Source organism: Marinomonas arctica, assembly GCF_003259225.1.
Taxonomy (GTDB): domain Bacteria; phylum Pseudomonadota; class Gammaproteobacteria; order Pseudomonadales; family Marinomonadaceae; genus Marinomonas; species Marinomonas arctica.
The window spans coordinates 69,284-93,150 of the sequence record NZ_QHJF01000022.1 but is presented as its reverse complement, the minus strand read 5'-3'; the positions used below and the strand labels follow the sequence as shown (position 1 = coordinate 93,150).

Annotated in this window: 25 protein-coding genes; 9 read left to right on the top strand and 16 right to left on the bottom strand. The window is 44.0% G+C overall.

Annotated features, from left to right (window positions below):
- Positions 1–376 precede the first annotated feature (376 nt).
- Positions 377–1,735 (top strand): sodium-dependent transporter, encoded by a 1,359-nt coding sequence (locus DK187_RS13835; RefSeq protein WP_111607942.1) that lies wholly within the window; start codon positions 377–379, stop codon positions 1,733–1,735.
- Between the two features lie 65 nt (positions 1,736–1,800).
- Here the strand turns inward: DK187_RS13835 and DK187_RS13830 are convergent, their stop codons facing one another.
- A complete protein-coding gene (locus DK187_RS13830; RefSeq protein WP_111607941.1) occupies positions 1,801–2,040 on the bottom strand; it encodes a DUF2061 domain-containing protein in 240 nt (79 codons plus the stop codon).
- Between the two features lie 92 nt (positions 2,041–2,132).
- Positions 2,133–3,071 carry a MerR family transcriptional regulator gene (locus tag DK187_RS13825; RefSeq protein ID WP_223232304.1) on the bottom strand — a complete coding sequence of 313 codons (939 nt, stop codon included), beginning with the start codon at positions 3,069–3,071 and terminating at the stop codon, positions 2,133–2,135.
- Positions 3,072–3,255: 184 nt separating this feature from the next.
- On the opposite strand from DK187_RS13825, the gene DK187_RS13820 reads away from it, so the two are divergent.
- From DK187_RS13820 to DK187_RS13805, 4 genes are all read left to right on the top strand, one after another.
- Entirely contained in the window at positions 3,256–4,266 is a 1,011-nt protein-coding gene (locus tag DK187_RS13820; protein ID WP_111607939.1) for an NAD(P)/FAD-dependent oxidoreductase, read from the top strand.
- 22 nt (positions 4,267–4,288) lie between these two features.
- Entirely contained in the window at positions 4,289–5,269 is a 981-nt protein-coding gene (locus DK187_RS13815; RefSeq protein WP_111607938.1) for a YbgA family protein, read from the top strand.
- A 15-nt stretch (positions 5,270–5,284) separates the two neighbouring features.
- The gene (gene phrB / locus DK187_RS13810) at positions 5,285–6,697 is read left to right on the top strand and encodes a deoxyribodipyrimidine photo-lyase (RefSeq protein WP_111607937.1); all 1,413 of its coding nucleotides are present in this window, start codon (positions 5,285–5,287) and stop codon (positions 6,695–6,697) included.
- A 151-nt stretch (positions 6,698–6,848) separates the two neighbouring features.
- A complete protein-coding gene (locus DK187_RS13805) occupies positions 6,849–7,337 on the top strand; it encodes a MarR family winged helix-turn-helix transcriptional regulator (RefSeq protein WP_111607936.1) in 489 nt (162 codons plus the stop codon).
- 76 nt (positions 7,338–7,413) lie between these two features.
- Here the strand turns inward: DK187_RS13805 and dapB are convergent, their stop codons facing one another.
- From dapB to pomA, 3 genes are all read right to left on the bottom strand, one after another.
- A complete protein-coding gene (gene dapB / locus DK187_RS13800; RefSeq protein ID WP_111607935.1) occupies positions 7,414–8,214 on the bottom strand; it encodes a 4-hydroxy-tetrahydrodipicolinate reductase in 801 nt (266 codons plus the stop codon).
- A gap of 138 nt (positions 8,215–8,352) precedes the next feature.
- Positions 8,353–9,345, bottom strand: a complete 993-nt coding sequence (locus DK187_RS13795) for a flagellar motor protein MotB (protein ID WP_111607934.1) — start codon at positions 9,343–9,345, stop codon at positions 8,353–8,355.
- A gap of 26 nt (positions 9,346–9,371) precedes the next feature.
- Positions 9,372–10,127: a flagellar motor protein PomA gene (gene pomA / locus DK187_RS13790; protein ID WP_111607933.1), complete on the bottom strand. Its 756-nt coding sequence runs from the start codon at positions 10,125–10,127 to the stop codon at positions 9,372–9,374.
- A 175-nt stretch (positions 10,128–10,302) separates the two neighbouring features.
- Between pomA and DK187_RS13785 the strand changes: the two genes are divergently transcribed.
- The 3 genes from DK187_RS13785 to dxs are packed head-to-tail and all read left to right on the top strand — an operon-like array spanning position 10,303 to position 13,352.
- Entirely contained in the window at positions 10,303–10,545 is a 243-nt protein-coding gene (locus DK187_RS13785) for an exodeoxyribonuclease VII small subunit (RefSeq protein WP_111607932.1), read from the top strand.
- Positions 10,542–11,423: a (2E,6E)-farnesyl diphosphate synthase gene (ispA, locus tag DK187_RS13780; RefSeq protein WP_111607931.1), complete on the top strand. Its 882-nt coding sequence runs from the start codon at positions 10,542–10,544 to the stop codon at positions 11,421–11,423. The genes DK187_RS13785 and ispA overlap by 4 nt, the downstream gene beginning before the upstream one ends.
- A gap of 51 nt (positions 11,424–11,474) precedes the next feature.
- The gene (gene dxs / locus DK187_RS13775; protein WP_111607966.1) at positions 11,475–13,352 is read left to right on the top strand and encodes a 1-deoxy-D-xylulose-5-phosphate synthase; all 1,878 of its coding nucleotides are present in this window, start codon (positions 11,475–11,477) and stop codon (positions 13,350–13,352) included.
- Between the two features lie 101 nt (positions 13,353–13,453).
- Here dxs and DK187_RS13770 read toward each other — a convergent pair whose 3' ends face one another.
- From DK187_RS13770 to DK187_RS13755, 4 genes are all read right to left on the bottom strand, one after another.
- Entirely contained in the window at positions 13,454–13,786 is a 333-nt protein-coding gene (locus tag DK187_RS13770; RefSeq protein ID WP_111607930.1) for a YnfA family protein, read from the bottom strand.
- 25 nt (positions 13,787–13,811) lie between these two features.
- On the bottom strand, positions 13,812–14,255 hold the full coding sequence (locus tag DK187_RS13765) for a GNAT family N-acetyltransferase (RefSeq protein ID WP_111607929.1): 444 nt from the start codon (positions 14,253–14,255) through the stop codon (positions 13,812–13,814).
- A 216-nt stretch (positions 14,256–14,471) separates the two neighbouring features.
- Positions 14,472–14,933: a DMT family transporter gene (locus DK187_RS13760; RefSeq protein ID WP_111607928.1), complete on the bottom strand. Its 462-nt coding sequence runs from the start codon at positions 14,931–14,933 to the stop codon at positions 14,472–14,474.
- Positions 14,934–14,944: 11 nt separating this feature from the next.
- Complete coding sequence (locus DK187_RS13755; protein WP_111607927.1) at positions 14,945–15,373, bottom strand: DMT family transporter; 429 nt, start codon at positions 15,371–15,373, stop codon at positions 14,945–14,947.
- An 89-nt stretch (positions 15,374–15,462) separates the two neighbouring features.
- Between DK187_RS13755 and DK187_RS13750 the strand changes: the two genes are divergently transcribed.
- The gene (locus tag DK187_RS13750) at positions 15,463–16,413 is read left to right on the top strand and encodes a LysR family transcriptional regulator (protein ID WP_111607926.1); all 951 of its coding nucleotides are present in this window, start codon (positions 15,463–15,465) and stop codon (positions 16,411–16,413) included.
- A gap of 50 nt (positions 16,414–16,463) precedes the next feature.
- On the opposite strand, the gene DK187_RS13745 is transcribed toward DK187_RS13750, so the two are convergent.
- From DK187_RS13745 to prfB, 7 genes are all read right to left on the bottom strand, one after another.
- The gene (locus DK187_RS13745) at positions 16,464–16,889 is read right to left on the bottom strand and encodes a DUF7282 domain-containing protein (RefSeq protein ID WP_111607925.1); all 426 of its coding nucleotides are present in this window, start codon (positions 16,887–16,889) and stop codon (positions 16,464–16,466) included.
- Between the two features lie 190 nt (positions 16,890–17,079).
- Positions 17,080–17,841: an anti-sigma factor gene (locus DK187_RS13740; protein WP_111607924.1), complete on the bottom strand. Its 762-nt coding sequence runs from the start codon at positions 17,839–17,841 to the stop codon at positions 17,080–17,082.
- Entirely contained in the window at positions 17,838–18,407 is a 570-nt protein-coding gene (locus tag DK187_RS13735; RefSeq protein WP_111607965.1) for a sigma-70 family RNA polymerase sigma factor, read from the bottom strand. Before DK187_RS13735 ends, DK187_RS13740 begins: the two co-directional genes overlap by 4 nt.
- Before the next feature lie 87 nt (positions 18,408–18,494).
- On the bottom strand, positions 18,495–19,574 hold the full coding sequence (locus tag DK187_RS13730; RefSeq protein WP_162623522.1) for a DKNYY domain-containing protein: 1,080 nt from the start codon (positions 19,572–19,574) through the stop codon (positions 18,495–18,497).
- Between the two features lie 399 nt (positions 19,575–19,973).
- Positions 19,974–21,032, bottom strand: coding sequence for a histidinol-phosphate transaminase (gene hisC, locus DK187_RS13725; protein WP_111607922.1), 1,059 nt, complete (start codon positions 21,030–21,032; stop codon positions 19,974–19,976).
- Positions 21,033–21,143: 111 nt separating this feature from the next.
- The gene (gene lysS / locus DK187_RS13720; protein WP_111607921.1) at positions 21,144–22,646 is read right to left on the bottom strand and encodes a lysine--tRNA ligase; all 1,503 of its coding nucleotides are present in this window, start codon (positions 22,644–22,646) and stop codon (positions 21,144–21,146) included.
- A 55-nt stretch (positions 22,647–22,701) separates the two neighbouring features.
- A protein-coding gene (gene prfB / locus DK187_RS13715) for a peptide chain release factor 2 (protein ID WP_111607920.1) occupies positions 22,702–23,797 on the bottom strand; the annotation gives its coding sequence in 2 pieces (ribosomal slippage) (positions 22,702–23,724 and positions 23,726–23,797; 1,095 coding nt in all).
- Between the last annotated feature and the right edge of the window lie 70 nt (positions 23,798–23,867).

Here is a 23,867-nt window from a genome sequence, read left to right as displayed (position 1 = left end):
ACCGTAACGGCCTAAATAAAGGGCTATAACGTTAATCAACTGATATTTAAGAGCAAATTAATTTGATGTCTAATCATTCTACATGAAATCAAATGCATGTCCAGACATTTATTTAGAGAACTAACCATTACATGCGTAACCTTATTGATTGAAAATTCAGTCTTAAAGGCAGGGAGCAAGCAAAATGATAGAAAACACCACAAAAAAACATTTTTAGTTGCATATCTCCATCGAAATTCGGAAAATCCCGCCCCTACTCAGAGTTTTGCTTACCAGCAATCTTTCGTGCTGGCGAAATAGGAAGCATAGGTATGGATAAAAAAACCAACTCTGATCGCTGTTTACGTATTTTGCTTTCAACCATTTAGAGATAATTATGACAAATAAAACATCAATCCAAGGCTCGTGGGCGAGCCGATGGATCTTTATTTTGGCAGCTACGGGTTCTGCTGTCGGTTTGGGTAACATTTGGAAATTCCCTTACATTACCGGCGAGAATGGTGGTGGTGCCTTCGTTCTTGTGTATCTAGCTTGTATCTTACTGGTTGGCATCCCGATAATGATGGCCGAAGTATTTATTGGACGACGGGCACGCAAAAACCCAATCAATGCTTTAAGTGACGTAGCAGAGGAATCTGCAAGCTCCAGAAAATGGGGCTTAATCGGTGTCATGGGTATGCTGTCTGGTGTGCTAATTTTTTCCTTCTATTCTGTCGTTGGCGGCTGGGTACTTCACTACATAAAAGCCATGCTAACAGGCGAAATGAGTGGTATTTCATCTGATGACGCAGGAGCAGCTTTCGGCGCTCTTCTTGCAGACCCTGCTACTCTGCTTGGCTGGCATACCTTATTCAGCATTATGACAGTCGTTGTCGTTGCTGCAGGTATTAATAAAGGAATTGAAACCGCTACTCGCATTATGATGCCGGCGTTGTTTGTTCTGCTAATCATCTTGCTTGGTTATGCAATGACGACTGGCGGTTTTGCTCAAGGCTGGGACTTTATGTTTCATTTTGACTTTAGCAAACTCACCTGGAACGCAGCGCTCATTGCCTTAGGTCATTCTTTCTTCACCCTATCTCTTGGCATGGGAACCATTATGGCTTACGGCTCTTATATGACCAAAAAAGCCTCTATCGGTAAAACGGTGTTAACGATTGGCGCACTAGACACTCTAGTGGCTCTAGTGGCTGGTCTTGCTATATTCCCGATTATCTTCTCAAACGGTATGGATCCAGCCGCAGGCCCAGGCTTGATGTTTATTTCCCTACCGGTTGCTTTTGGTCAAATGCCTTTTGGTCAGCTGTTTGGTACTCTATTTTTCGTGTTAGTTGGTGTAGCTGCATGGACATCCGCGATCTCTTTACTAGAGCCAACCGTTGCCTTTTTAGTGGAGCGCTTCAAGATGAAGCGTATTACCGCTTCTATTGGTTTAGGCGTGATTGTTTGGGGATTGGGGATTGCCTGCCTAGGTTCGTTTAACTTTATGGCAGACGTCACATTCTTCGGCAAAAACACATTTGATTTCTTAGATTACATTACTGCCAACATTATGTTGCCACTAGGCGGTATTCTGATTGCGCTGTTTGCTGGCTGGGTCGTCAAAGATAAGTTTGCAAAAGATGAGCTAGAAACCTCAGATACGATCTACAAGTTGTGGAACTTTTCGATGAAGTTCACAGCGCCGATCGCAGTTGCCGTCGTCTTGTATTTCTTATTAAATCCAATTAAGTGATTTGTTGAACACGCCCCCACCGGAACATTAGTCTGGTGGGGGTCATTTTTAATGTCTATAAAAAATCACATCGATCTTAGTGCGTAATTTTCTCCAGCAGCTTTAATGGTGTTACTCAGCTCAGAAGCCACATCCGTCTGTTGAATTTTATTCCAAATAATTTCATGAAAATAAAACGCGACCGTATTAATAGCGGGTTCCACTATGGCCACCAAACCACCAACCAATAGGCTGCCAGTTATAAGGTACGCGACAGAAAACGCTATCGAAAAGTGCATTACCGCAAAAGTCATTGTTTTAGCCATGTTGAGTCTCCTGTTGATTTACTATAGAGACTAAGGGAAGGCTTACCATAATAAAAATATATTATGGATATTTATTTGATAGTTTTTTACTTTCAACTTTTTGATACTTTACTCAAGAAATCCACTACGCCCTCTAAAAGCTCAGAATAAACACTTACTTGAGCAACCTCAGGCACAGCCGCTTCACGAGTAGCTAACCAAAAACTTGGACTGATGACGCCAACAGGCCGTCGCCATTGCTGTATTTGCTGCATGAAGTCAGTCACTTTATTAGCAAATTCATTTTCACAAAAAACTAATACAGACTTTGGGTTTATTGCCTCAACAAGGCTGGACCAATCTTGACTGTGTTGTATATTTGGCACCACACGACACGACACTCCCTTATCAAGCAAAATAGCCGCTGACATATAGCACCATAAGATACGCTGAGACGACAGACCGGTTATTAGCACCTTAGGTAAGCTCTTTTTCTGAACATTAAAATGACTTTGTCGCGTCATTAGGCACGACAATATGACCGATTCAGAAAACGCTAAAAACGCCCCTTTCCCTAACTGCTCAAAGCTCGGTAACAACCAATCTCGTATCGCAATTTCAGCAGGATATTGAGAAAAAATTTGCTGGTACATCTGCTCGATCTTATCAGCCTGAAACATTTTTGCGGCATGGATTAAAGACTCTTGCCACTCCAACCATTCACTGGAAGGTAAGACGCCATCGAATGTAGCGCCTTGTTCTAATAGAGCTCTTACCTTACTGACGGCAACACCCTGCTGAACCCAGCGCAATATACCCTCTACACGCAACACATCAGTCTGGTCATAAAGCCTATGCCCTTTTGCTGTCCGCTTCGGCTTTAACAAACCATAACGCCGCTCCCAAGCCCTAAGCGTGACAGAATTCACCCCCGTTTTTAAGGATAAGTCACGAATAGGAAAATACCCTGAATCACTCGATAATGCAGATTCATCTAAAACCTCTTGGGAGGCTTCACCGTGTGTTTTTACCGCTTGATTCGATCGACTCATACATTTTTCCAACAAATCATCACTCATATAAGGCAATTCACCTATTGTGACCTAAACTTCTATAACCACTAAAAACGACGCCAATAAAACTATACAAATTTTTTTTTGTACAATCCAGTTGCTTTTCTTATACAGTTTTCTATATTGTATAAGAAAAGCAACATGGACACTGGGAAAAAACGAAATGAACACATTATCTACCGGTCAAGTTCACACTCCAACGTTTGATATTGCCATTATTGGTGCAGGCCTTGCTGGCAGCTTATGTGCGCATTTGCTATCCCAGTCTGGCAAAACGGTATGTGTCATTGACAAAAGTCGCGGCAGTGGCGGTCGGGCAAGCAGCAAAAGAATAGACGATGATCTTAGCTGCGATCTTGGTACACCTTACGTTGTTGCTAAGCAGCCCGAAGTGATTGAACTCTTCAAACAGCTGACTAAAGAGCATGTCGCTGCACCATGGAAACAACTCAATAAAGCGGATACACAAGCCTTTGTGGGTGTTCCCAAAATGAGCGCTATTACACGTCATTTGCTAGGTAACACACATTTCATCACAAATATTCGTATACAACACTTAGAGCAAATAACAGAAAAAAACCAGCAACCACACTGGCAACTAAGAGACGATAAGTATCAACCCATTGTAATAGCGAAAACCATTATTATCGCAGCACCAGCACCGCAAGCGGCCTCAATATTAGCCACTCACAGCGAATTGGCGGTACTCCTACTTAGAGCAAATCAAGCAAGCGCTTCTTATCAATCACAATGGGCAATGTGGTTAGAAACAGACACATGTGATCTAAATGCGCTTATTGAACCGAAAAATTCACCAATCAAACGCATGATTAAAGACAATTATAAACCCATGCGTCACAGTGAAAAAATAGATCGTTGGGTCATTCAAACTCATCCAGACTGGACTAAACAGCACCTTGATCATGATAAAGAATGGGTCACCCAGACACTTCTGCAAGCCTTTGCAGACATAACCGAACACAGAGTACTAAAACACGGTGAGCCACATCGTTGGTTCTTCAGTCGATTTACCGAAAATAAAGGCAATAACGCCTTTGCTTGGTCAGCAGAAAACAACGTTGGATTGGTTGGTGATTGGCTATGTCAAGGCGACGCAGAAGGCGCATTACTCAGCGCGTTCTCACTTATTCAACACATTAAAGACTCAAAATAGAAGAATATTGGAGGATTCAACTATGACGCACTCGCAACCGTCACCGGATCAATTGACCCATAAAATCCCAGTTGGAATCAGCTCATGCCTACTCGGAGACAATGTTCGCTTTAATGGCGGCCATAGTCATTCAGACTATTGCGACAACATACTCAGCCAATATTTTGACTACCAGAAATTTTGTCCTGAAGTGGCGGCCGGCTTCGGTACACCTCGCCCAACGCTACGACTAGAGGGCGATCCTAACTCACCAAGAATGGTTTTCAGCAAACATTCTGATCAAGATGTTTCTGATGTTTTCATGGCGGCGTCTAACCAGTACCTAGAAAAACTAGGCCATTTAGACGGCTATATTTTGATGAAAAAGTCACCAAGTTGTGGCATGGAACGAATCAAGGTTTATCAAGAAAATGGTCACCCGCACATGCAAAGAAGTGTCGGACTTTTTACCAAAGCACTGAGACAACGCTATCCATTGCTACCGATTGAAGAAGACGGACGTTTAAATGACCCCGCACTGCGTGAAAATTTTTTGCTGCGAGTCTTCACTCATCATGATTTTCGTCACAGCATAACTGCCGATGCTCGGATGAAAGACCTGATCGCTTTCCATAGCCGTTATAAATACATGGTCATGGCCCACTCACAACCTACTTATCGCCAACTTGGACGTATGCTTGCAGGTAATGACCCAAGACCTTTTGATGAATTAAAAACGGCTTATTTTGACATTTTAATGACCACACTATCAAAACCAGCCGAACGCAAAAACCATTGCAATGTTCTTATGCATCTAGTGGGCTATTTAAAACACGCTGTGGATGTATCGGTGCGCAAAGATATTTTAGATGTGGTTGAGCAATACCGACGCGGTGAAGTCAATCTTGCCACTCCCGTTACGTTACTTCGTCACTACTTAAAGCATTACGGCAGTGAATATGTAAACCAGCAAAGCTACTTTATCCCCTATCCATCGCCTCTTGGTATTCGTAATACAGTTTGAAGGTAACACAGAAAAATGAACATTGAACATCTGGTTTGGTTAAGAAACGATCTTCGTTGCCTGGATAACCCTGCGCTCTATTTCGCCTCACTCGAAGCGGGCAAGGCAGAGCAAGGCATAGCGGTTATCCTAACCCCTACACCAATACAGTGGGAGAAACATAACGAATCAGACGCAAAAACTGGCCTTCGCGCTGGGCTGATAAAGTCTCTTGCTAACACCTTAGCAACACTGGGCATCCCGTTGCATATTATTGATGCCGACACGTTTGACCAACTCCCTGAAGCCATCACCACTTTCTGTCTCAACCACAATATCAAACATCTTTGGTTTAATCGCGACTTACCGATTCACGAACAGCAGCGCGATCTAGCAGTGTGTGAACAATTACAGCAACATCAGATTCACACTCACGTACAAGCGACTGACATCATTGTTCCGCAAGATGTGCTGAGTCAGCAAGGTACGCCATTTAAAGTCTTCACCCCCTTTTTCAACAAATGGATAAGTCTGCTTGCTCAACAAGATAACACACCGATGCCAATGCCTGAGCCCCAAGCAGAGCCGCTGCCAGAACCCAGTTTAAATTTGGAATGGGAAAGGCCATTCCGAGACGATTTATGGCCAGCCGATCATGACGTAGCGAAACAAAAGCTTTGGCAATTCTGTCATCACAAAGAACGCCATTACCAAGCGGCCAGAGATTATCCTATTGAACCTGCCACCAGCACATTATCACCTTATCTTGCCCTAGGAGCTTTGGGCCCAAGGCAATGTTTAGAGGCCGTTCTCTACACTTGTAACCAAGAAGGAAGACGCTGGCAAGAAAGCATCTGGCTAAAAGAGCTTGCATGGCGCGACTTTTATCGTCAGTTAATGACCCACTTTCCTTTCCTTTGCATGAATCGACCATTCAAACCAGAAACAGATGCCCTGGTATGGCGGGAGAACGAAGAGGAATTTCAAGCATGGTGTGAAGGCAGAACAGGCTTCCCTATTGTTGATGCTGCCATGCGTCAATTAAACCAAACCGGGTGGATGCATAACCGCTTAAGAATGGTCACGGCCAGTTTTTTTACCAAATTAATGTTTGCCGATTGGCGCAAGGGCGAAGCGTACTTCATGAGCAAACTTATTGATGGAGAGTTCGCAGCAAACAACGGTGGATGGCAATGGAGCGCATCCACCGGATGCGATGCCGCTCCCTATTTCCGTGTTTTTAACCCCACAAGACAATCTCAAACTTACGATGAAAGTGGAGATTTTATTCGACGCTTTGTACCAGAGCTTGCCAAACTTGACGCAAAATCCATTCATGACCCTAAACCGGAACAAAGAAAACACTGCCACTACCCTAAACCCATCATTGATTATAAATCAGCAAGATTAGCGGCTATTGCGGCGTTTGACGCAATAAAAGATCGTTAGAATACAGGTGTTTTTCTGTTGTCCATGACGAGATTATTGGCAAACATGAAAAACACCTATATACTTTGAGCTGTAACTTTTTTGAACTCATCTTTTACAGATCAAAACAAAACCCTATAATCCGTAAAATTTTCGGGATTACTGAATAAATATGCCTAACTCACCACAACACTTACACGACGTTTTAGTCCATCTACGACGCATTATTCGCGCTACCGATCTTCAATCAAAGCGTGTAGTAAAAGCCTGCGGCTTAACGATTCCACAAATTATGGTACTGCGTTCTATCGAAGCACTTGGCGATGTAACGGTTCGCAAGATATCCGATAGTGTCTCATTAAGCCAAGCAACGGTGACAACCATATTAAATCGTTTGGAAGATCGAAAATACGTAGAACGCGTAAGAGCACAAAAAGACAAACGAATTGTCAATGCACGACTAACAGAGTCTGGACTTGAAATACTCAAAACAACGCCCCCACTGCTTCATGAAAAGTTCATTGACGAGTTTGAGTCACTAGAGGGTTGGGAACAAACCCAAGTCCTTTCATCCTTACAGCGTATTGCTATGATGATGGACGCAGAAAATCTCGATGCAGCCCCCTTACTGGATATTAATTCTCCGGATTCTTTGGCTTAGAACGCATCACAGTGAACAAAGAAATGGCCGCAAATAAGCGGCCATTTTTTGATTTTGCATAATGTCGTGCAAACCATTATTTTAAATTCAGCACGTCCTGCATGTCATACATACCTGCCGACTTACCGTCTAACCAACTCGCTGCGCGAACCGCACCTTTAGCGAAAGTCATACGGCTACTGGCCTTGTGAACAATCTCAATACGCTCACCTTCAGTCGCAAACCAAACGCTGTGCTCACCAACGACATCACCCGCGCGAATAGTCTCAAAGCCAATTTCTTTTTGAGTACGAGCACCCGTTTGACCTTCACGGCCATAGACAGCACATTCTTTTAAATTGCGCCCTAACGCTTCAGCAACTACTTCCCCCATACGTAATGCCGTACCAGAAGGCGAGTCGACTTTGTGACGGTGATGCGCCTCTACAATTTCCACATCATAATCATCACCCAAAATTTGCGCAGCGGTCGCCAATAACTTAAGCGTTAGATTCACACCAACACTCATATTAGGGGCAAAAACAACAGGTGATCGTTTTGCGGCGTCATTTAGTTGTGCTTTTTCAGCATCATTTAAACCCGTCGTTCCAACCACGATGGCTTTTTGATGTTTAGCGCAAAAAGCAGCATTTTCTAACGTTAACGCTGGTGTGGTAAAATCGATTAAAACATCAAAATCATCCACACAATCGGCCAACGACGCAACCGCGGCAACACCCAATTTTCCAACCCCAGCAATCTCACCCGCATCGGCACCAATTAAACTACTGCCAGGCTTTAAAATAGCCGCGCCTAAAAAAACACCATTAGCGTCGTTAATAGCGGTAATTAAATTTTTCCCCATGCGCCCGGACGCGCCAATAACTGCTACTCGCATTTGTCTTTTTCCTCAATTTTGTCTGCGCAAACCATAGCAAAAATTCACTTGAATCTCAGCATTAAAAATCAACAACTCGCCACACAAACAAAAAAAAGAAGCCGAAGCTTCTTTTTCTCTATCTACGCACTAAAACGCTTAAAAGATTTCATTGGGTCGCAACTCTTCAACATTGTCCAAACCAAACTCAATCGCGCCATCAGAAGGTACATCATCCACCGTCGTCCGCATCGTCGGACGAGAGGTGTCATTTTGCTTAATCACAATTTCAACACGCCGATTTGTGGCGCGGTTCGCTGAAGTGTCGTTTGGTACCAAAGGACGCGTATCCGCATAACCCGTCACGGCAAAACGCCCCTGATTAAGAATTCCAGTCGAAAACAGCTCTTCAGCGACAGAAATGGCTCGAGCAGAAGATAACTGCCAATTCGAGCGAAAACGAAGACTGTCAATCGGCACATTGTCCGTATGCCCTTCGACTGAAATCGTCCCTTGAATGCCCACCAAGACATCACGGATTAAATCAATAACAGGAATAAAATCGTAATTTAGCTCCGCAGAACCAGACTCAAATGATCCTTTATCCTTAATCCTTATTGTGATTGTCTGCTCTTGCGTTTCAATTTCGACCGTCCCTTTTGAAATTTCTTCGCGCATCACCGAAGCAATCATTTGTGCATCGCCTTCTGTTTGTTGAATTTTTTTCTCTCGTTCAAGATCCGCGTTAGATTTATCCACAAAAGTAACTGGCGAGGGGGAGCCAGAATTACTTTGCTCTTTCAATTCCGCGTCACCAGGCTTACAGATAACCTCAAGTGTATTTTCCGGAGTACTGTCTACTTTTTGCCTCACCTCATTAATGGGTGTCGGCTCAGGACGACCTGGACTAAATTCTTGGGCGATTATCGACGTTCCCATCGGAATGGAATCTGCTTTCATTTCACTCTGTACACCAAATGCTGCTTTCATTGAACCAGCAAGCTGCTTAAACTTGATCACATCCATTTCTGCAAACGACAGTAAAAGTACAAAGAAACACATTAACAACGACATGAGATCCGCAAACGTTCCCATGTAAGCAGGTAAGCCCTCTATACATTCGGGGCAATCTGACTCTTCTTCATCACTCATGATCGAATCCGTTTACAACTAACATATTATTCACGCTCTGTTCGCTTACTTTCAGCAATATAGGTTTTCAAAGCACCGTCCAAAATACGAGGGTTTTGACCTGACTGAATGGCAAGCAAGGCATCCAAAATAAGCTTCTGACAGGTTAATTCTTCATTAGCACGAATGTTTAGCTTGGCTTGAATAGGTAAGCACACCATGTTTGCTAACATCGCCCCATAAAGAGTAGTCAATAAGGCAATGGCCATGGCAGGGCCGATTGCTTTAGGATCGTCCATGTTAGCCAACATCTGCACTAACCCAACCAGTGTCCCTATCATCCCCATGGCAGGGCCGACATCGCCAAAGGCTTTAAACACTTTAGCGCCAGCCGTATGACGAAGATACGACTGATTCATATCTTTGGTTAACTGACTTTTCACCACATTGCTATCATGACCATCCACTAACATTTGAATGCCTTTTGATAGAAATGGGTGACCAACCTCTTTTCCTTCCAAAGAAAGCAACCCCCCTTTTCGGGCTTCATCGGCTAAACCATAGATTTCATCAATCAATGTGTCTAATGGAACGCTTTTAAACATAAACGCTTTTGCCGCTACCTTACCCGCACTAAGAAACTGACTTAAAGGGTACTGCATTAAAACGACGAAGGTAGATCCGACCAAAACTATTAACGTGGATGCTGTATCAATAAACATTCCCGCTGACCCACCAACAAAAATGGCGGCAATAATTATTACAAAAGACCCAACAAGTCCTATTAACGTTGCGATATCCACACACGTCTCCTGACAAAAAAGCTATAATACGACCAACACACACTAGTGATTCTATACGAAACGAAGACGAAGAATGACATCTTCTTACAGGATTTTTGTAATTTTCGTTAACACTCCCTCGAACAATCAGCAATTTTCTGTTACAAAACGTAGGTTCAAAATAAGAGTAGTCATCATGTCACGTAAAACAAATGTCCGCCATTTCGAAGAGAATCTCAGCGAACTGGATACGCTGGTCACACAACTTGAATCAAATCAGCTCTCACTCGAAGACGCATTAAAGGCCTTTGAAAAAGGCGTTAAGCTTAGTCAAGAATGTCAAACAGTCTTAACACAAGCTGAGCAAAAGGTTCAAATTCTGCTAGAAAAGCAAGATGGTGAACATCTAGAAACCTTTGATCCGGAATTAAATTCGTGACGCTAAACGATTTTTCTCAATATGCACGTCAGCGCGTAGATGCATACCTTACGCACAATTTAGACCAATATAAACCCGCAGATCATTTACAGGAGGCCATGGCATACAGCTTATTTAATGGCGGCAAACGCGTTCGCCCGATGTTGACCTATGCCGCAGCGTCCTTATTTGGTGAAGCCAATAGCCTTACCGATGCTTGCGCAGCGGCAATTGAGTCCATTCATGCCTATTCTCTAATCCACGACGACCTTCCAGCCATGGACGACGATGACTTACGCCGTGGCAAACCCACTTGCCATATACAATACGACGAGGCGACAGCTATCTTGGCAGGCGATGCATTACAAACGTTTGCTTTCGAATTATTAAGCAACGCCAAACACCAAAACACACAAACCCAGCTACAATTAATTCAAGAACTGGTTTTCGCTTCAGGCCGCCATGGCATGGTCACAGGACAAATGATTGACCTAGCCAACGTGGGCAAAGATATCGATATTAAGGCCCTTGAACAAATGCACCAACACAAAACCGGCGCGCTCATTCGTGCCAGTATCCGTATGGGCGCCATCAGTACTGGCGCACACAACGAGGCAGAATTGGCCGCATTAGACGCTTATGCCACAGCGATTGGACTCGCCTTTCAAGTGCAAGATGACATTATAGACATCACCAGTGATACCACCACACTGGGTAAAACACAGTTTTCGGATGAAGACGCAAACAAGCCAACGTACCCTAAACTGCTTGGTTTAGAAGGCGCACAAGCACTTGCTCAAAGCCTACATAAACAAGCCATTACTGCGATTTCACCTTTTGGTGACGCTGCTCAGCCTTTAGTTGAGCTTGCGAACTATATTATTGGCCGCAACCACTGATATACTTACCCGCTTTTTTAGACTAACTAATATGTGACCAAACCTGTGCCCATGTTCGAAGAAATACCTACAGCGCGACCCGAAACGCCACTGCTTGATCAAGTCAATGCTCCAGCTGACTTACGCGCTTTTAAAAAAGAGCAATTACCAACACTTGTTCGTGAGTTACGAGAGTTCATGCTTTATAGCGTCGGACAAACTGGCGGACATTTTGGTGCAGGACTTGGTGTTGTTGAACTCACCGTGGCCCTTCATTACTTATACAACACGCCTGAAGATCGCATCGTTTGGGATGTAGGCCATCAAGCTTATCCTCATAAAATTCTAACTGGCCGTCGCGAAGCATTGCTTAATATTCGTCAAGAAAACGGAATCTCAGGATTCCCAAAACGCGATGAAAGTGAATACGATACGTTTGGGGTTGGCCATTCCAGTACCTCAATTGGTGCAGCGCTTGGCATGTCGCTTGCCGCACGACAATTAAAAACAGGCCGCAAGGCTGTTGCTATCATTGGTGATGGTGCCATGTCAGCCGGTATGGCGTTTGAAGCACTTAACCATGCAGGCGATGTCAAAGCTGACATGCTGGTTATTTTAAATGATAATGAAATGTCCATTTCCAAGCCCGTGGGTGCACTATCGAGTTATTTTGCACGTATTTGGGCCAGCAAAACCTATGATAATATTCGCAAAGGCGGACAGAAAGTTTTTTCCGGACTGCCCTCCGCACTTGAATTAGCCCGTAAAGCTGAAGAGCATATGAAAGGCATGGTCTCGCCTGGCATGATGTTTGAAGAACTAGGCTTCAATTATATTGGCCCCATTGATGGTCACGATATGGACCATTTGTTGACAACCATTGCCAATTTGAAAGACCGAAAAGGCCCTCAGTTCTTACATGTCATTACCAAGAAAGGCAAAGGCTTTGAACCCGCAGAAGGTGATCCGATTGGTTACCACGCCATTAATAAGATAGAGCCTGACCCCAAACCTAACACAGTAAAAAGTAAGCTACCAAAATACTGCAATGTTTTTGGTAAATGGGTATGTGATGCGGCAGAGCAAGACGACAAGCTGATTGCAATCACACCCGCCATGAAAGAAGGTTCAGACCTGATTGATTTCGCAGATCGCTTTCCAGAACGATATTTCGATGTTGCCATTGCTGAACAACACGCTGTGACGTTGGCAGCAGGCATGGCCTGTGATGGTATCAAACCCGTTGTGGCTATTTATTCCACTTTTCTTCAACGCGCTTACGATCAGCTGATCCATGATGTGGCACTACAAAATCTAGATGTTTTGTTCGCCATTGACCGAGCAGGATTAGTCGGTGAAGACGGTCCAACTCACGCAGGCGTTTACGACTTAAGCTACCTTCGTTGCATCCCAAATATGATTGTTATGGCTCCGTCAGACGAAGATGAATGCCGTAAGATGCTACAAACTGGCTATGAATACAAAGGCCCAGCTGCAGTGCGCTACCCACGAGGCACAGGTCAGGGTATCAACATTGAAGAGACACTGTCGACTCTCGAAATAGGCAAGTCTCGAACGCTACGTACGGGTCAATCTGGTATTGTCATTTGCGCTTTTGGTCGTCCTACTTACGACGCACGACAAGCGGCGCAGGCATTGGACGCAACCTTACTCGATATGCGCTTCGTTAAACCAATTGATAAGGCAGCACTACTGGCTCATCGTAATGCCAAACTCATCGTCACCATTGAAGAAAACGCCATCATGGGTGGTGCAGGTTCAGCCGTAAGTGAGTTCTTACTTGCCAACAACATAACCATTCCAACGCTTCATCTTGGCTTACCAGATCAATACGAAGAGCACGCCAGCCACGCTTCAATGTTAAAACGAGTTGGATTGGATGCAGAGGGCATTCAAAAGTCTATTGAAATGAAGCTCAATCATTTATGAAAACACGCGTCATAAGCGGTTTATAAATGCATTTTAAATAAAAATCCGTTTCAGAACGCCAGCATTTGGCTCACTGAAACGGTTTTTTTCGCATATGATATTTAAACAGATCTCGGCGCAAACATAATAATAGCCATGCCTAAAAGCGCTACGGCAGAGCCAACCATATCCCAGGTCGTTGGACGAATTCCGTCAACCACCCACAACCATAAAACAGCCATAAAGATATAAACACCACCATAAGCGGCATAGACTCTTCCTGATGCAGTCGGGTGTAACGTCAGCAGCCATGCAAACACAGCCAAACTTAACGCAGCCGGTACTAATAACCAAATCGTTTTCCCTTCACGAAGCCAAAGGTAAGGTAGGTAACAGCCGACAATTTCTGCCAGTGCTGTCACCATAAAAAGACCTATTGTTTTTAACTCAGGCAAAAGAACTTTCCTTTTAATAATTTAATCAACGCGTCAAACACATAGGCACAAAGCGAATGCCATTAAAATCAGCCTCACTGCCTGTTGCCTCAAACCCATAAGATTCATAAAAGCCAACCGCATTCACCGACGAGCGCAGGCTGATTTCTTTAGCGTCTGTCGTATTTAATAAAGCACTAAGGAGTCGCTTTCCAATCCCCTGACCTTGCAGCGATTTAGACACAAATAAGTGAGTAAGATAATTGCCATCGCGTAACGCACCAAAACCAACGATTTCGTCAGCACAGACGACTTTAAGTGTCTGAAAGCGCGTTGTATCAAACGTTGTTACAATATCTGGCAAAACACGCGCTTTGTACTCAGCCTTACCTTGATCATTAAAATTAGGCAACACATCCACAGCAGATACTTGACCAATAAAGTGCTTAACAAGTTCCAAATCAGCCATATCAACTTTCTGAATATCCATTTCTACTCCGTAATTACTGAATCTATAGTCGACAGTGTTTCGCCAAAAATGCCAGTTTACAAGCTAAATGCAAAATACAGAACGCAGTTCGGAGACTTTTATTGAAACAGCTAAATTGAGAAGACTTCTCGTGATGAAGGAATAAAGACAAAAATGGCCTAGCCGATCTATTGATTACAGATCGGCTAAGCCATTAAAGATGGACAGGATGAATTATTAAGCTGATTTTGCGATACGTTTGTTACTCATATAAATCATTGTGATGGCACCCATTAATAATAAAATGGCAACATATCGATTACTGTCTAATGGAATACTATTGTTTTCTAACCAACCAAAATGATCGATGATCAAACTCATGATCAACTGACCAGAAATGGTACACACTGTCGCCGCTGCGATACCGATTTTGGGCACCGCAAACACCACGATCAACATATACATCACGCCAAATAACGCACCACTCAATTGCCACTTGGGCGCACTAAAAAGGGTGACTTCATGACTGGGTTCAAAAAAGAAAAACAACAAAAACGAGATAGCAAAGCCAATGACAAACGTCAGCCAAGCGCTGGCTATCACACCAACAGTATTGCCAAGGCGTCCGTTGATAGAAGACTGTACAGACAAAGCAACGCCACCCAGAACCAACATAAACACAGCGAAAAACACGGTCATACTAATTGCTCCTAACTCAAAAGCCAAAGAGCGACGACAATCATCGCTAGGGCCAATATTCGATACGGGTCAATGCCGCGCTTTTCACTACCCAATAAGCCATAGTGATCAATCACCAAACTCATACCAATCTGCCCTAATAAAACACTGATCATCGTCATTCCGACACCTATAATCGGTGTCCCTATGGTGAGAAATACCACGTACACTGGACCTAAAACGCCGCCACTAAGCAACCATTTAGGCTGTTTGAATAGCTCTGGCAAATTAGGCTTAGCAAAAAATATCATGATCAATGACAACAATATCGCCCCAATCATAAAAATCGCTAGTGTGGCTGAAAAGTGCCCGACTAACTCACCCAATGGTCCTAATAGCCCCGCTTCGATAGACAATCCCATGCCTGCGGCCAGTACTAATAAATAAACAACGACTTGCATACTCTTAATCTCACCCATTCTTGTTGTGGGCATTGTTCATTGGTGCTTAAATTAAATCAATAACACAGATAACAAGTGATAATTGCATTATGAGCATCAAACCATTAAGAGTTTTTTTGTCGGTTGCGAAAACTGGCAGCTTTATTGCGGCAGCGAAAGAATTGGATTTGCCAGCCTCCTCTATTTCTCGATACATTGCCAGCTTGGAAAATGAGCTTGGCCAACGGCTATTTCACCGACACACACGTGCGGTTAAGCTGACGGAAGTAGGTGCCTATTATTTCGCCGAAGTCAGAGAAGCATTAACCAGCCTAGATTTAGCCACCGAACACGCCAAAGGCTCGCTTCTTACACCACAAGGTAACTTAAATATTAACGCGCCAGTTTCATTTGGCAGATTGCACTTATCCAAATTAATTTTTCAATTTCAACAACGCTATCCAGACATTAACGTCGAATTAATGCTTACCGATGCCTATGTAGATCCTGTCGCAAATGGTTCAGACGTTGTTATTCGCATTGGTGAATTTGAAGACTCTAGCCTGAATTACCAAGCCATTGCTGATGAGCAATTCGTACTGTGCGCCGCACCTAGTTATCAGCAAAGCATAAAAGATAAAATCGGCCACCTGTCCCAACCTAAGCAATTACTCGATTTAAACTGTTTGGTTTATAAAGGTAATAATGGACGGCGTAATTGGTTCTTTCGGCAAGAAAAAAAGCCGGCATTTGAATGCATTGAAGTCACAGGTAATCTCTGTAGCAATAATGCGGATATTTTGGTGCAAGCCGCTCTAGCCGGCCAAGGCATTATTTTATTTCCACGCTGGTTGGTGTTTCAGTATTTGGCATCTGGGGAATTGGTCGCCTTACTAGAAAACTGGGAAGGCTCAGAAAAAGACAATCAACAAAGCATTTATGCTTTATACCCAGGCAATCGGATGAAATCATCGAAAGTACTGTATTTCTTAGATTTTATGGCCGATTTCTTTGGCTACTCACATCCATATTGGAATAAATGTCCTATCAAAAAAACATAAAAAAGGGGCCATGGGTAATCCATCCGCCCCTTCTTGTGCAAGTATTTACTTTATTTTGCGGTGATTACATCCATCACTAGCTTGCCATCCACTCGAATGGGGCCATCTTCTTTGGCACCTAACGTATACTCAAAAATCCCTGTTTTCATACCGCCTTCTTCACCATGAAGCATCAACATCAGCATGTCGCCAGACATTACTGACTCGGTAAGGATAGCCGCCACATTATGGTTTTCGCCTTTTTTAAGTGGCGCATAGGCCACCACAGGACCGGGTTTCATCGCCTTATCAGTTCGATGCACAACCAACCAGCCATTGCTCTCAGCCATTACCATATCGGTGGTCACGGTTCCGCCAGAGACATCTTGATCGCTGCCTTTTACCGCCAGTTTACCGCTCATTCCACCAGCAAGTGCAGCGCCAGTTATGGTTAAAATACCTAAACCAAGAGTAATACGTGAAAGTGTATTTTTCATAATAAACCTCTAAATTGTCGCCCATTGAAATAGCATTTTTCGTTTTACTTTCTAAGCTACGGGAACAATTGAAAAAGGTTTCAGCCAATCGGTATTTTTTTAAACTCTTTTCTAAAAAGCTAAAAACCAAGATGAAAAACACAAAAAAGCCAACCCATTAAGGTTGGCTTTTAGAATAGTAAACCTCACATCATAAAGATGTTGGATACAGTCTGCCATGAATCGCTGGGCCTGTCGGCACACCTGTTGGCGACCCTCCAGCAGGTTCAACGCTAATGCCAAACGTCGCATGACGAATGACCGCTGGATCATAATCTATCTGCTTTTGAATCGGAGACGCCACATTCGCCAATAAGCCTAGAGAACGCGGCGCAGGGCCTATTTCATCCGCCTTAATCCACAACTGATAGGTTTTTCCCTCCGACTGTCCTTGCGCGGTAACAGAGCGAACCGTCAACTGTCGAGTGTCAATGTCCAACGACATAATAAAAGCGGGTTGTTGATCATCCGCCTGAAACACGGCGACAAAAGGCGCATTCGCTTGAACAGCAGGCACTACGGGCGGTTTAACGACCATAAAGACAGCAAGACACGCTGCAATGGCTGACGTAGCAAAAGCCGTGAGTCGCCAACGCTTGAGTTTGATTCGCATCCGCTCTATTTCAATAACGCCAGAAGCAGATGAACTAACCGCCTTGCTAGGCAGCGGTTTTTTATCCGGCGATTGCTCGAGCTTAGCCAAAATATCATCAAACAAGTCGTCTCTCGGCTCGGCCTCTTTTACGTAATCATTCAAACCGGCAAGGTGCGCTTGCCAACTGAGAATCGCCTGTTCCAGCATAGGGTCGTTCGCACGTTTTGCCTCAACAGCATCGCGTTCATCTTTATCTAACGTACCGAGCACATACTCTGCCGCGACGGTTTGAATGGATATTTCTTCGTCGTTCTTCATAAATTCATACAACCTTGCAGCTGTTTAATGCTGCGATGAAGCCAAGTTTTAATCGTACCTAGCGGCTGCTCGAAACGCTCAGCCAGCTCTTGACGGGAGAACCCATCCAAATAAGCGGCTTTAATCATTTCTGCACGAGGCGATTCCAGCCCACCCAAACACGCTTCTAGTTTTAATAAATCTTGGCTCTTAGTAAAAGAGTCATCAGGCGCCATCGAATCGTCTGCGATCAAATCAAAATCCACCTCTTCATCACTGTCTGGGAGTCGATTTTTTCGTATCTCATCAATGGTACGATTACGCGCTATCGTTGCCATCCAAGTAATGGGGGACGCAACACTCGCATCGAAACTCGCGGCCTTTTCCCATATTTTAAGGTAAACCTCTTGCAGCACCTCTTCAGACACAGCTTGATTCTTCAAGATACGATAAACAATGCCAAAAAGTTTCCGATGAGTTGCTTGATATAGCTCTGCAAAGGCATGACGCTCTCCTTGAGCAACGCTAAGCAGCAAATTGGCCAAGGATTCTGTCGTGTGCTGTTCCGATAATAAAGGTTGATTCATAAGATTCGTATCAATTAAGCATTCATTCGATAATATGTCCGCAGACACCACTGTTGATCATTCAGACACAGGCTATTGATACTCGACCTACTGCCCACTCACTTTCGTGCCACGTACATAATAGCCATTGGCGTCTTTCGCATCATATTCATGACCTTCAACATAACCTAATATTTGGAAGCTACGATGATCTGCACTCTCAAGAATCGATGCGCCCTCTTCTTCCTGTACATAGTAAATCGCGTTTTTATCCTGGTAATAATTCCAGCCCAATTCATCAAAAGAATCAGGGGCGGCGCCGCTTACGACAATAGGGCTCTCACCACCAAAATAATAAAGACGATCTTTGTCTCTCGCAAAGCCATAAATGGAAAACGCTTGAAAACTTTCAACATCAGCCTCTAGAGCAATGGGCTTGCCCTCATAAAAAATCCGACTATTATCTTTTGCCAACATGTCGGTGAGTGGCACAAAAGAAGAAAAATCCGCCAACTTGATTGGGACATTGTCATAAAAAAGCGTGTATTTCTCACCAACTTTTGAGTACGTCCAATAGGAAAAGCCCTCGAAATCACCAAAAGTTTGAGGATCCAAATCTGCCATGACTTCACCATTCTTTATCACTTGCGTGTCGTTTAACCAATAAAACTCATAAGCAATGACCTTCCCGACTAGATTTTCAAGATGGACATCTGGCAGCGATTGCCCACGAAAATACAGATATTGATTGTCCGCAGCGTATTGATCCACACTGTAATCACTCTGATAATCTTCACTCTTATACGCTTTAAAGCTATCAACATCTGCGCCAATAATCGGATCGGCATTGTAATAAACCGTCTTCCCAACAACACCATAGCCACTGTTAGGGATACCTTTTATGACGTTTGAAATCATCCCAGTATAACCAAAAAAAGACAGCACAAAAAAAACCACAATCGCACTGACCAGAGCAAGCGCAAAGCTATTAAGACCGAAGTATTTCCCCCCTAAAACCCCCAATAAAAGAAAAATCGTCACCGGGTAAGACAAAAAAAAGAACGTAGTAAAAATCGTCCCTTTATCATCATCCGCACCGGGGGCAGCAAACATCATGGGGGACATCATTAGCACAACAGGCCAATATAAAAGCGCTAGCGTCACAATGATGTTGATAACAATATTCATAGTATCCTTCCTAAAAATAGACATGCTGTCACTGCACATGTAGAGAGAGTATTTTTATATCAAAATCTACCCAAACAATCGAATAAAACCCTGTAATCATATTCAACAAGCTTATTCAGCATATCCCAACTTTTAGGCCAACACTGAACCGATCCTCATCGTGTGCACCTCTTCGGCAGACACCACTATCACAATAGACATTATGTCGCTTACTTTCGACTCAGCACAGGCTTCCTATTTCATAGACTCGGACTTTGAACTGTATTTCCCATTAACGATTCGTTGAAATGCACCGTCACCTTTAAGATCAACTCTCGCAAATTACTAAGTGTTTACTCATCTCTGCAATAAGGTAAACATCCCCCTTTATAAAAGGGGGATGTTGTGGTGAGACGATTCTTACAAGGTTTTCAACGCGGCTGTTAACGCGCTCATTTCTTCGTCTGTGCCGATGGTGATGCGAAGATAATTGCCAATACGTGGTTTTTTACCAAAGTAACGAACCAGAATGCCTTGTTCTTTTAAGGCAAGGTAGATTTGCTCAGCGTCCTTGTCTGGGTGTGTAGCAAAAATAAAGTTAGTCGCAGAAGGAACAATACTGAACCCAAGCGCTTCCAGTTCTTTAACAGACTGCTCACGAGTAGCGATGGTTTTATCGCAAATCTCTTTTAAATACATTTCATCTTGCACCGCTGCGGTAGCGCCAGCCAATGCAATGCGATCAATTGGGTAGGAGTTGAAAGAGTTCTTCAAGCGTTCCAACCCTTCAATCAAATCTGGATGCCCCAATGCGTAACCCACACGAATCCCTGCCAAGGCACGAGATTTCGACAAGGTTTGCACAACCAATAGATTCGGATAGTGATTAATCAAAGACACCGCACTTTGCGCACCAAAGTCCACGTAGGCTTCGTCCACTAACACCACCACGTCAGGATTCGCTTTTAAGATTGTCTCAATATCCGACAAAGGCAAGGCTTTACCGGTTGGCGCGTTTGGATTGGTTACCACCACACCTGAGACATCTAAGTTTTCGTAATCTGCTGGTACGATATCAAAATGGTCATTCAGCGGAATCAGTTTTGGTTCGATGCTGTATAAGCCTGCGTACACCTTATAAAAACTGTAGGTAATATCAGCAAATGCCAAAGGCTTGCCACCAGCAAAGTAGCCCATGAAAGCCAAGGCCAAGACTTCGTCCGAGCCGTTGCCAACAAACACTTGGTTCGCTTCTAACTGGTAACTTTTTGCCAGTGCGTTTTTTAGTGCCACACCATTTGGGTCTGGATAAAGACGTAAACGCTCACTTACTTCCGCCGCCATTGCTTCTAAGGCTTTAGGCGATGGCGAGTACGGGCTTTCATTGGTATTTAACTTAATGTACTTTTTGTCTTGCGGTTGTTCGCCTGGCACATAAGGGTCAAGAGAAGCGATTTTATCTGTCCAAAAACGACTCATGGAGTGCTCCAATATTTTTCAGCAAAAGAAGAAAGTGCAAAAGACTTCAAATCAAATAAGGCCTCAATTGAGGCCTTATTTTTTATGTAACGTTTTCTACACGGCCAAAGATTAATCTTGTGGGCGCATATGTGGGAACAACAATACGTCGCGGATCGAAGGCGCATTAGTGAATAACATCACCAAACGGTCGATACCGATACCTTCACCAGCGGTCGGTGGTAGGCCGTATTCTAGGGCATTGATGTAGTCAGCATCGTAATGCATGGCTTCATCATCACCCGCGTCTTTTTCTGCAACCTGACGCATGAAGCGCTCGGCTTGGTCTTCTGGATCGTTAAGCTCAGAGAAACCGTTGGCAATTTCACGACCGCCGACAAAGAATTCAAAACGATCAGTGATAAAGTCATTATCGTCATTACGACGGGCAAGTGGTGACACTTCCGCTGGGTATTCCGTAATGAAAGTCGGTTGATCCAGTTTATGCTCGGCGGTTTCTTCGAAGATTTCTGTCCATAATTTACCAAGACCCCAAATCGGTTTTACGTCGATTTTTAGTTTCTTCGCCACGGCTGTCGCGCTTTCTAATGTTTCTAGGTCGGCCGCAGTCAATTCTGGATTGTAGTGCAAAATCGAATCTAACATGCTCATACGAACAAAGGGCGCACCAAAGTCGTATTCAGACCCTTGGTAAGTCACTTTGGTTGTACCCAGTACTTTTTCCGCTACTGTACGCAGCATGTCTTCCGTTAGATCCATTAGATCTTTGTAATCTGCGTAAGCTTGGTAGAACTCGATCATGGTAAATTCTGGGTTGTGGCGAGTAGACGTACCTTCATTACGGAAGTTACGGTTAATTTCGAACACACGTTCAAAACCGCCCACAACCAAACGCTTCAAATAAAGCTCTGGCGCGATACGTAGATACATACTCATGTCCATGGCATTGTGATGCGTCACGAACGGGCGTGCTGATGCACCACCTGGAATGGTTTGTAACATAGGCGTTTCCACTTCCATGAAACGACGATCTTCTAGGAAGCGACGGATCGTAGAGATGATTTTTGAACGCATCTGAAAGGTCTCACGAGACTCTTCATTGACAATCAAATCAACATAACGCTGACGGTAACGCATTTCCATATCCGCTAAACCATGATGCTTATCTGGCAGTGGACGTAGCGATTTGGTAAGCAATTGCGCTTCTTGCATATCAATGTACAAGTCGCCTTTGCCAGATTTATGCACAGGGCCAGAAATACCGATGATATCGCCTAAATCCCATGTTTTTTGGTCAGCCAGCAGCTCTGGGCTCAAGGCTTTACGGTTAACGTAAGCTTGGATTTGGCCCGTCATGTCTTGTAGCAACATAAACGCACCACGGTTACGAATAATACGGCCCGCAATGCTGACTTTGTGATCTTTTTCTTCCAACTCGGCTTTTTCTAGTTCGCCAAATTCCGCTTGAAGGTCTGCGGCATATGCGTTAGGACGAAAGGTATTGGGAAACGCATTTCGTTCTGCACGAATAGCGGCCAATTTACCACGACGCTCGGCCACTAGGCGATTGTCATCAGATTGCAGTGTGGATTCTGTGCTGTTTTCGTTAGCCATGGTTTGCTATTGCTCTTTATAAAATTCAAAAAGGTTTAAAAATACATTCTGCTCGTTACAGGCCTTGCTTTAAGCTTGCAACAATAAACTGGTCTAGATTGCCATCTAGCACCGCCCCCGTATTGGAGGTCTCCACACCCGTACGCAAATCCTTAATACGCGATGCGTCTAATACGTATGAACGAATCTGACTACCCCAACCAATATCAGACTTACTGTCCTCTAAGGCTTGCGCCGCTTCATTGCGTTTCATCATTTCAAATTCGTACAATTTGGCACGAAGTTGTTTCATGGCGAAATCACGGTTTGCATGTTGCGAACGCTGATTCTGACACTGTACGACGATCCCCGTCGGAACGTGGGTAATACGTACCGCTGAATCTGTCGTGTTTACGTGCTGACCACCCGCTCCAGATGAACGATAGGTATCAGTACGGATATCCGCCGGATTGATTTCGATGTCTACGTTGTCGTCCACTTCAGGAGACACAAACACAGAAGCAAACGAGGTATGACGACGGTTACCAGAGTCAAAAGGAGACTTACGAACCAAACGATGCACGCCTGTTTCGGTTCGTAACCAACCAAAAGCGTATTCCCCTTCAAAACGAATGGTCGCGGATTTTATTCCCGCCACATCACCAGCCGAGACTTCCATTAGCTCAACGTTAAAGCCTTTATCTTCGCCCCAACGTAAGTACATACGTAACAGAATGTTGGCCCAATCTTGAGCCTCAGTTCCACCGGAGCCAGACTGAATATCCAAGAAGGCGCTATTCTCATCCATTTCTTTGGAAAACATGCGACGAAACTCTAGCTTGGCCAGCAAAGCTTCCAGCTCTTCCAGTTCAAGTTGCACCGCTTCTACGGAATCTTCGTCGTTTTCTTCGACGGCGATGTCTAGCAGCTCTTTGGAGTCGTTTAAACCAGACTCCATACTGTCTAGGGTTTCAACAACGGCTTCGAGCGCAGCACGCTCTTTACCAAGTTTTTGGGCGTATTCTGGATCGTTCCAAATGGCAGAATCTTCCAGTTCACGGTTCACTTCCTCTAAGCGCTCTTTCTTTGACTCGTAGTCAAAGATACCCCCGAAGGGTTAGAGCACGTGCGGAAAGGTCTTTTATCTTAGAAACTATCGGGTTTATTTCCATATTGGCGTCAATTTGCTATAAACAGTGTGAATAAAGATGATTCGGAATTGTAACGAATTTACTCGCAGCA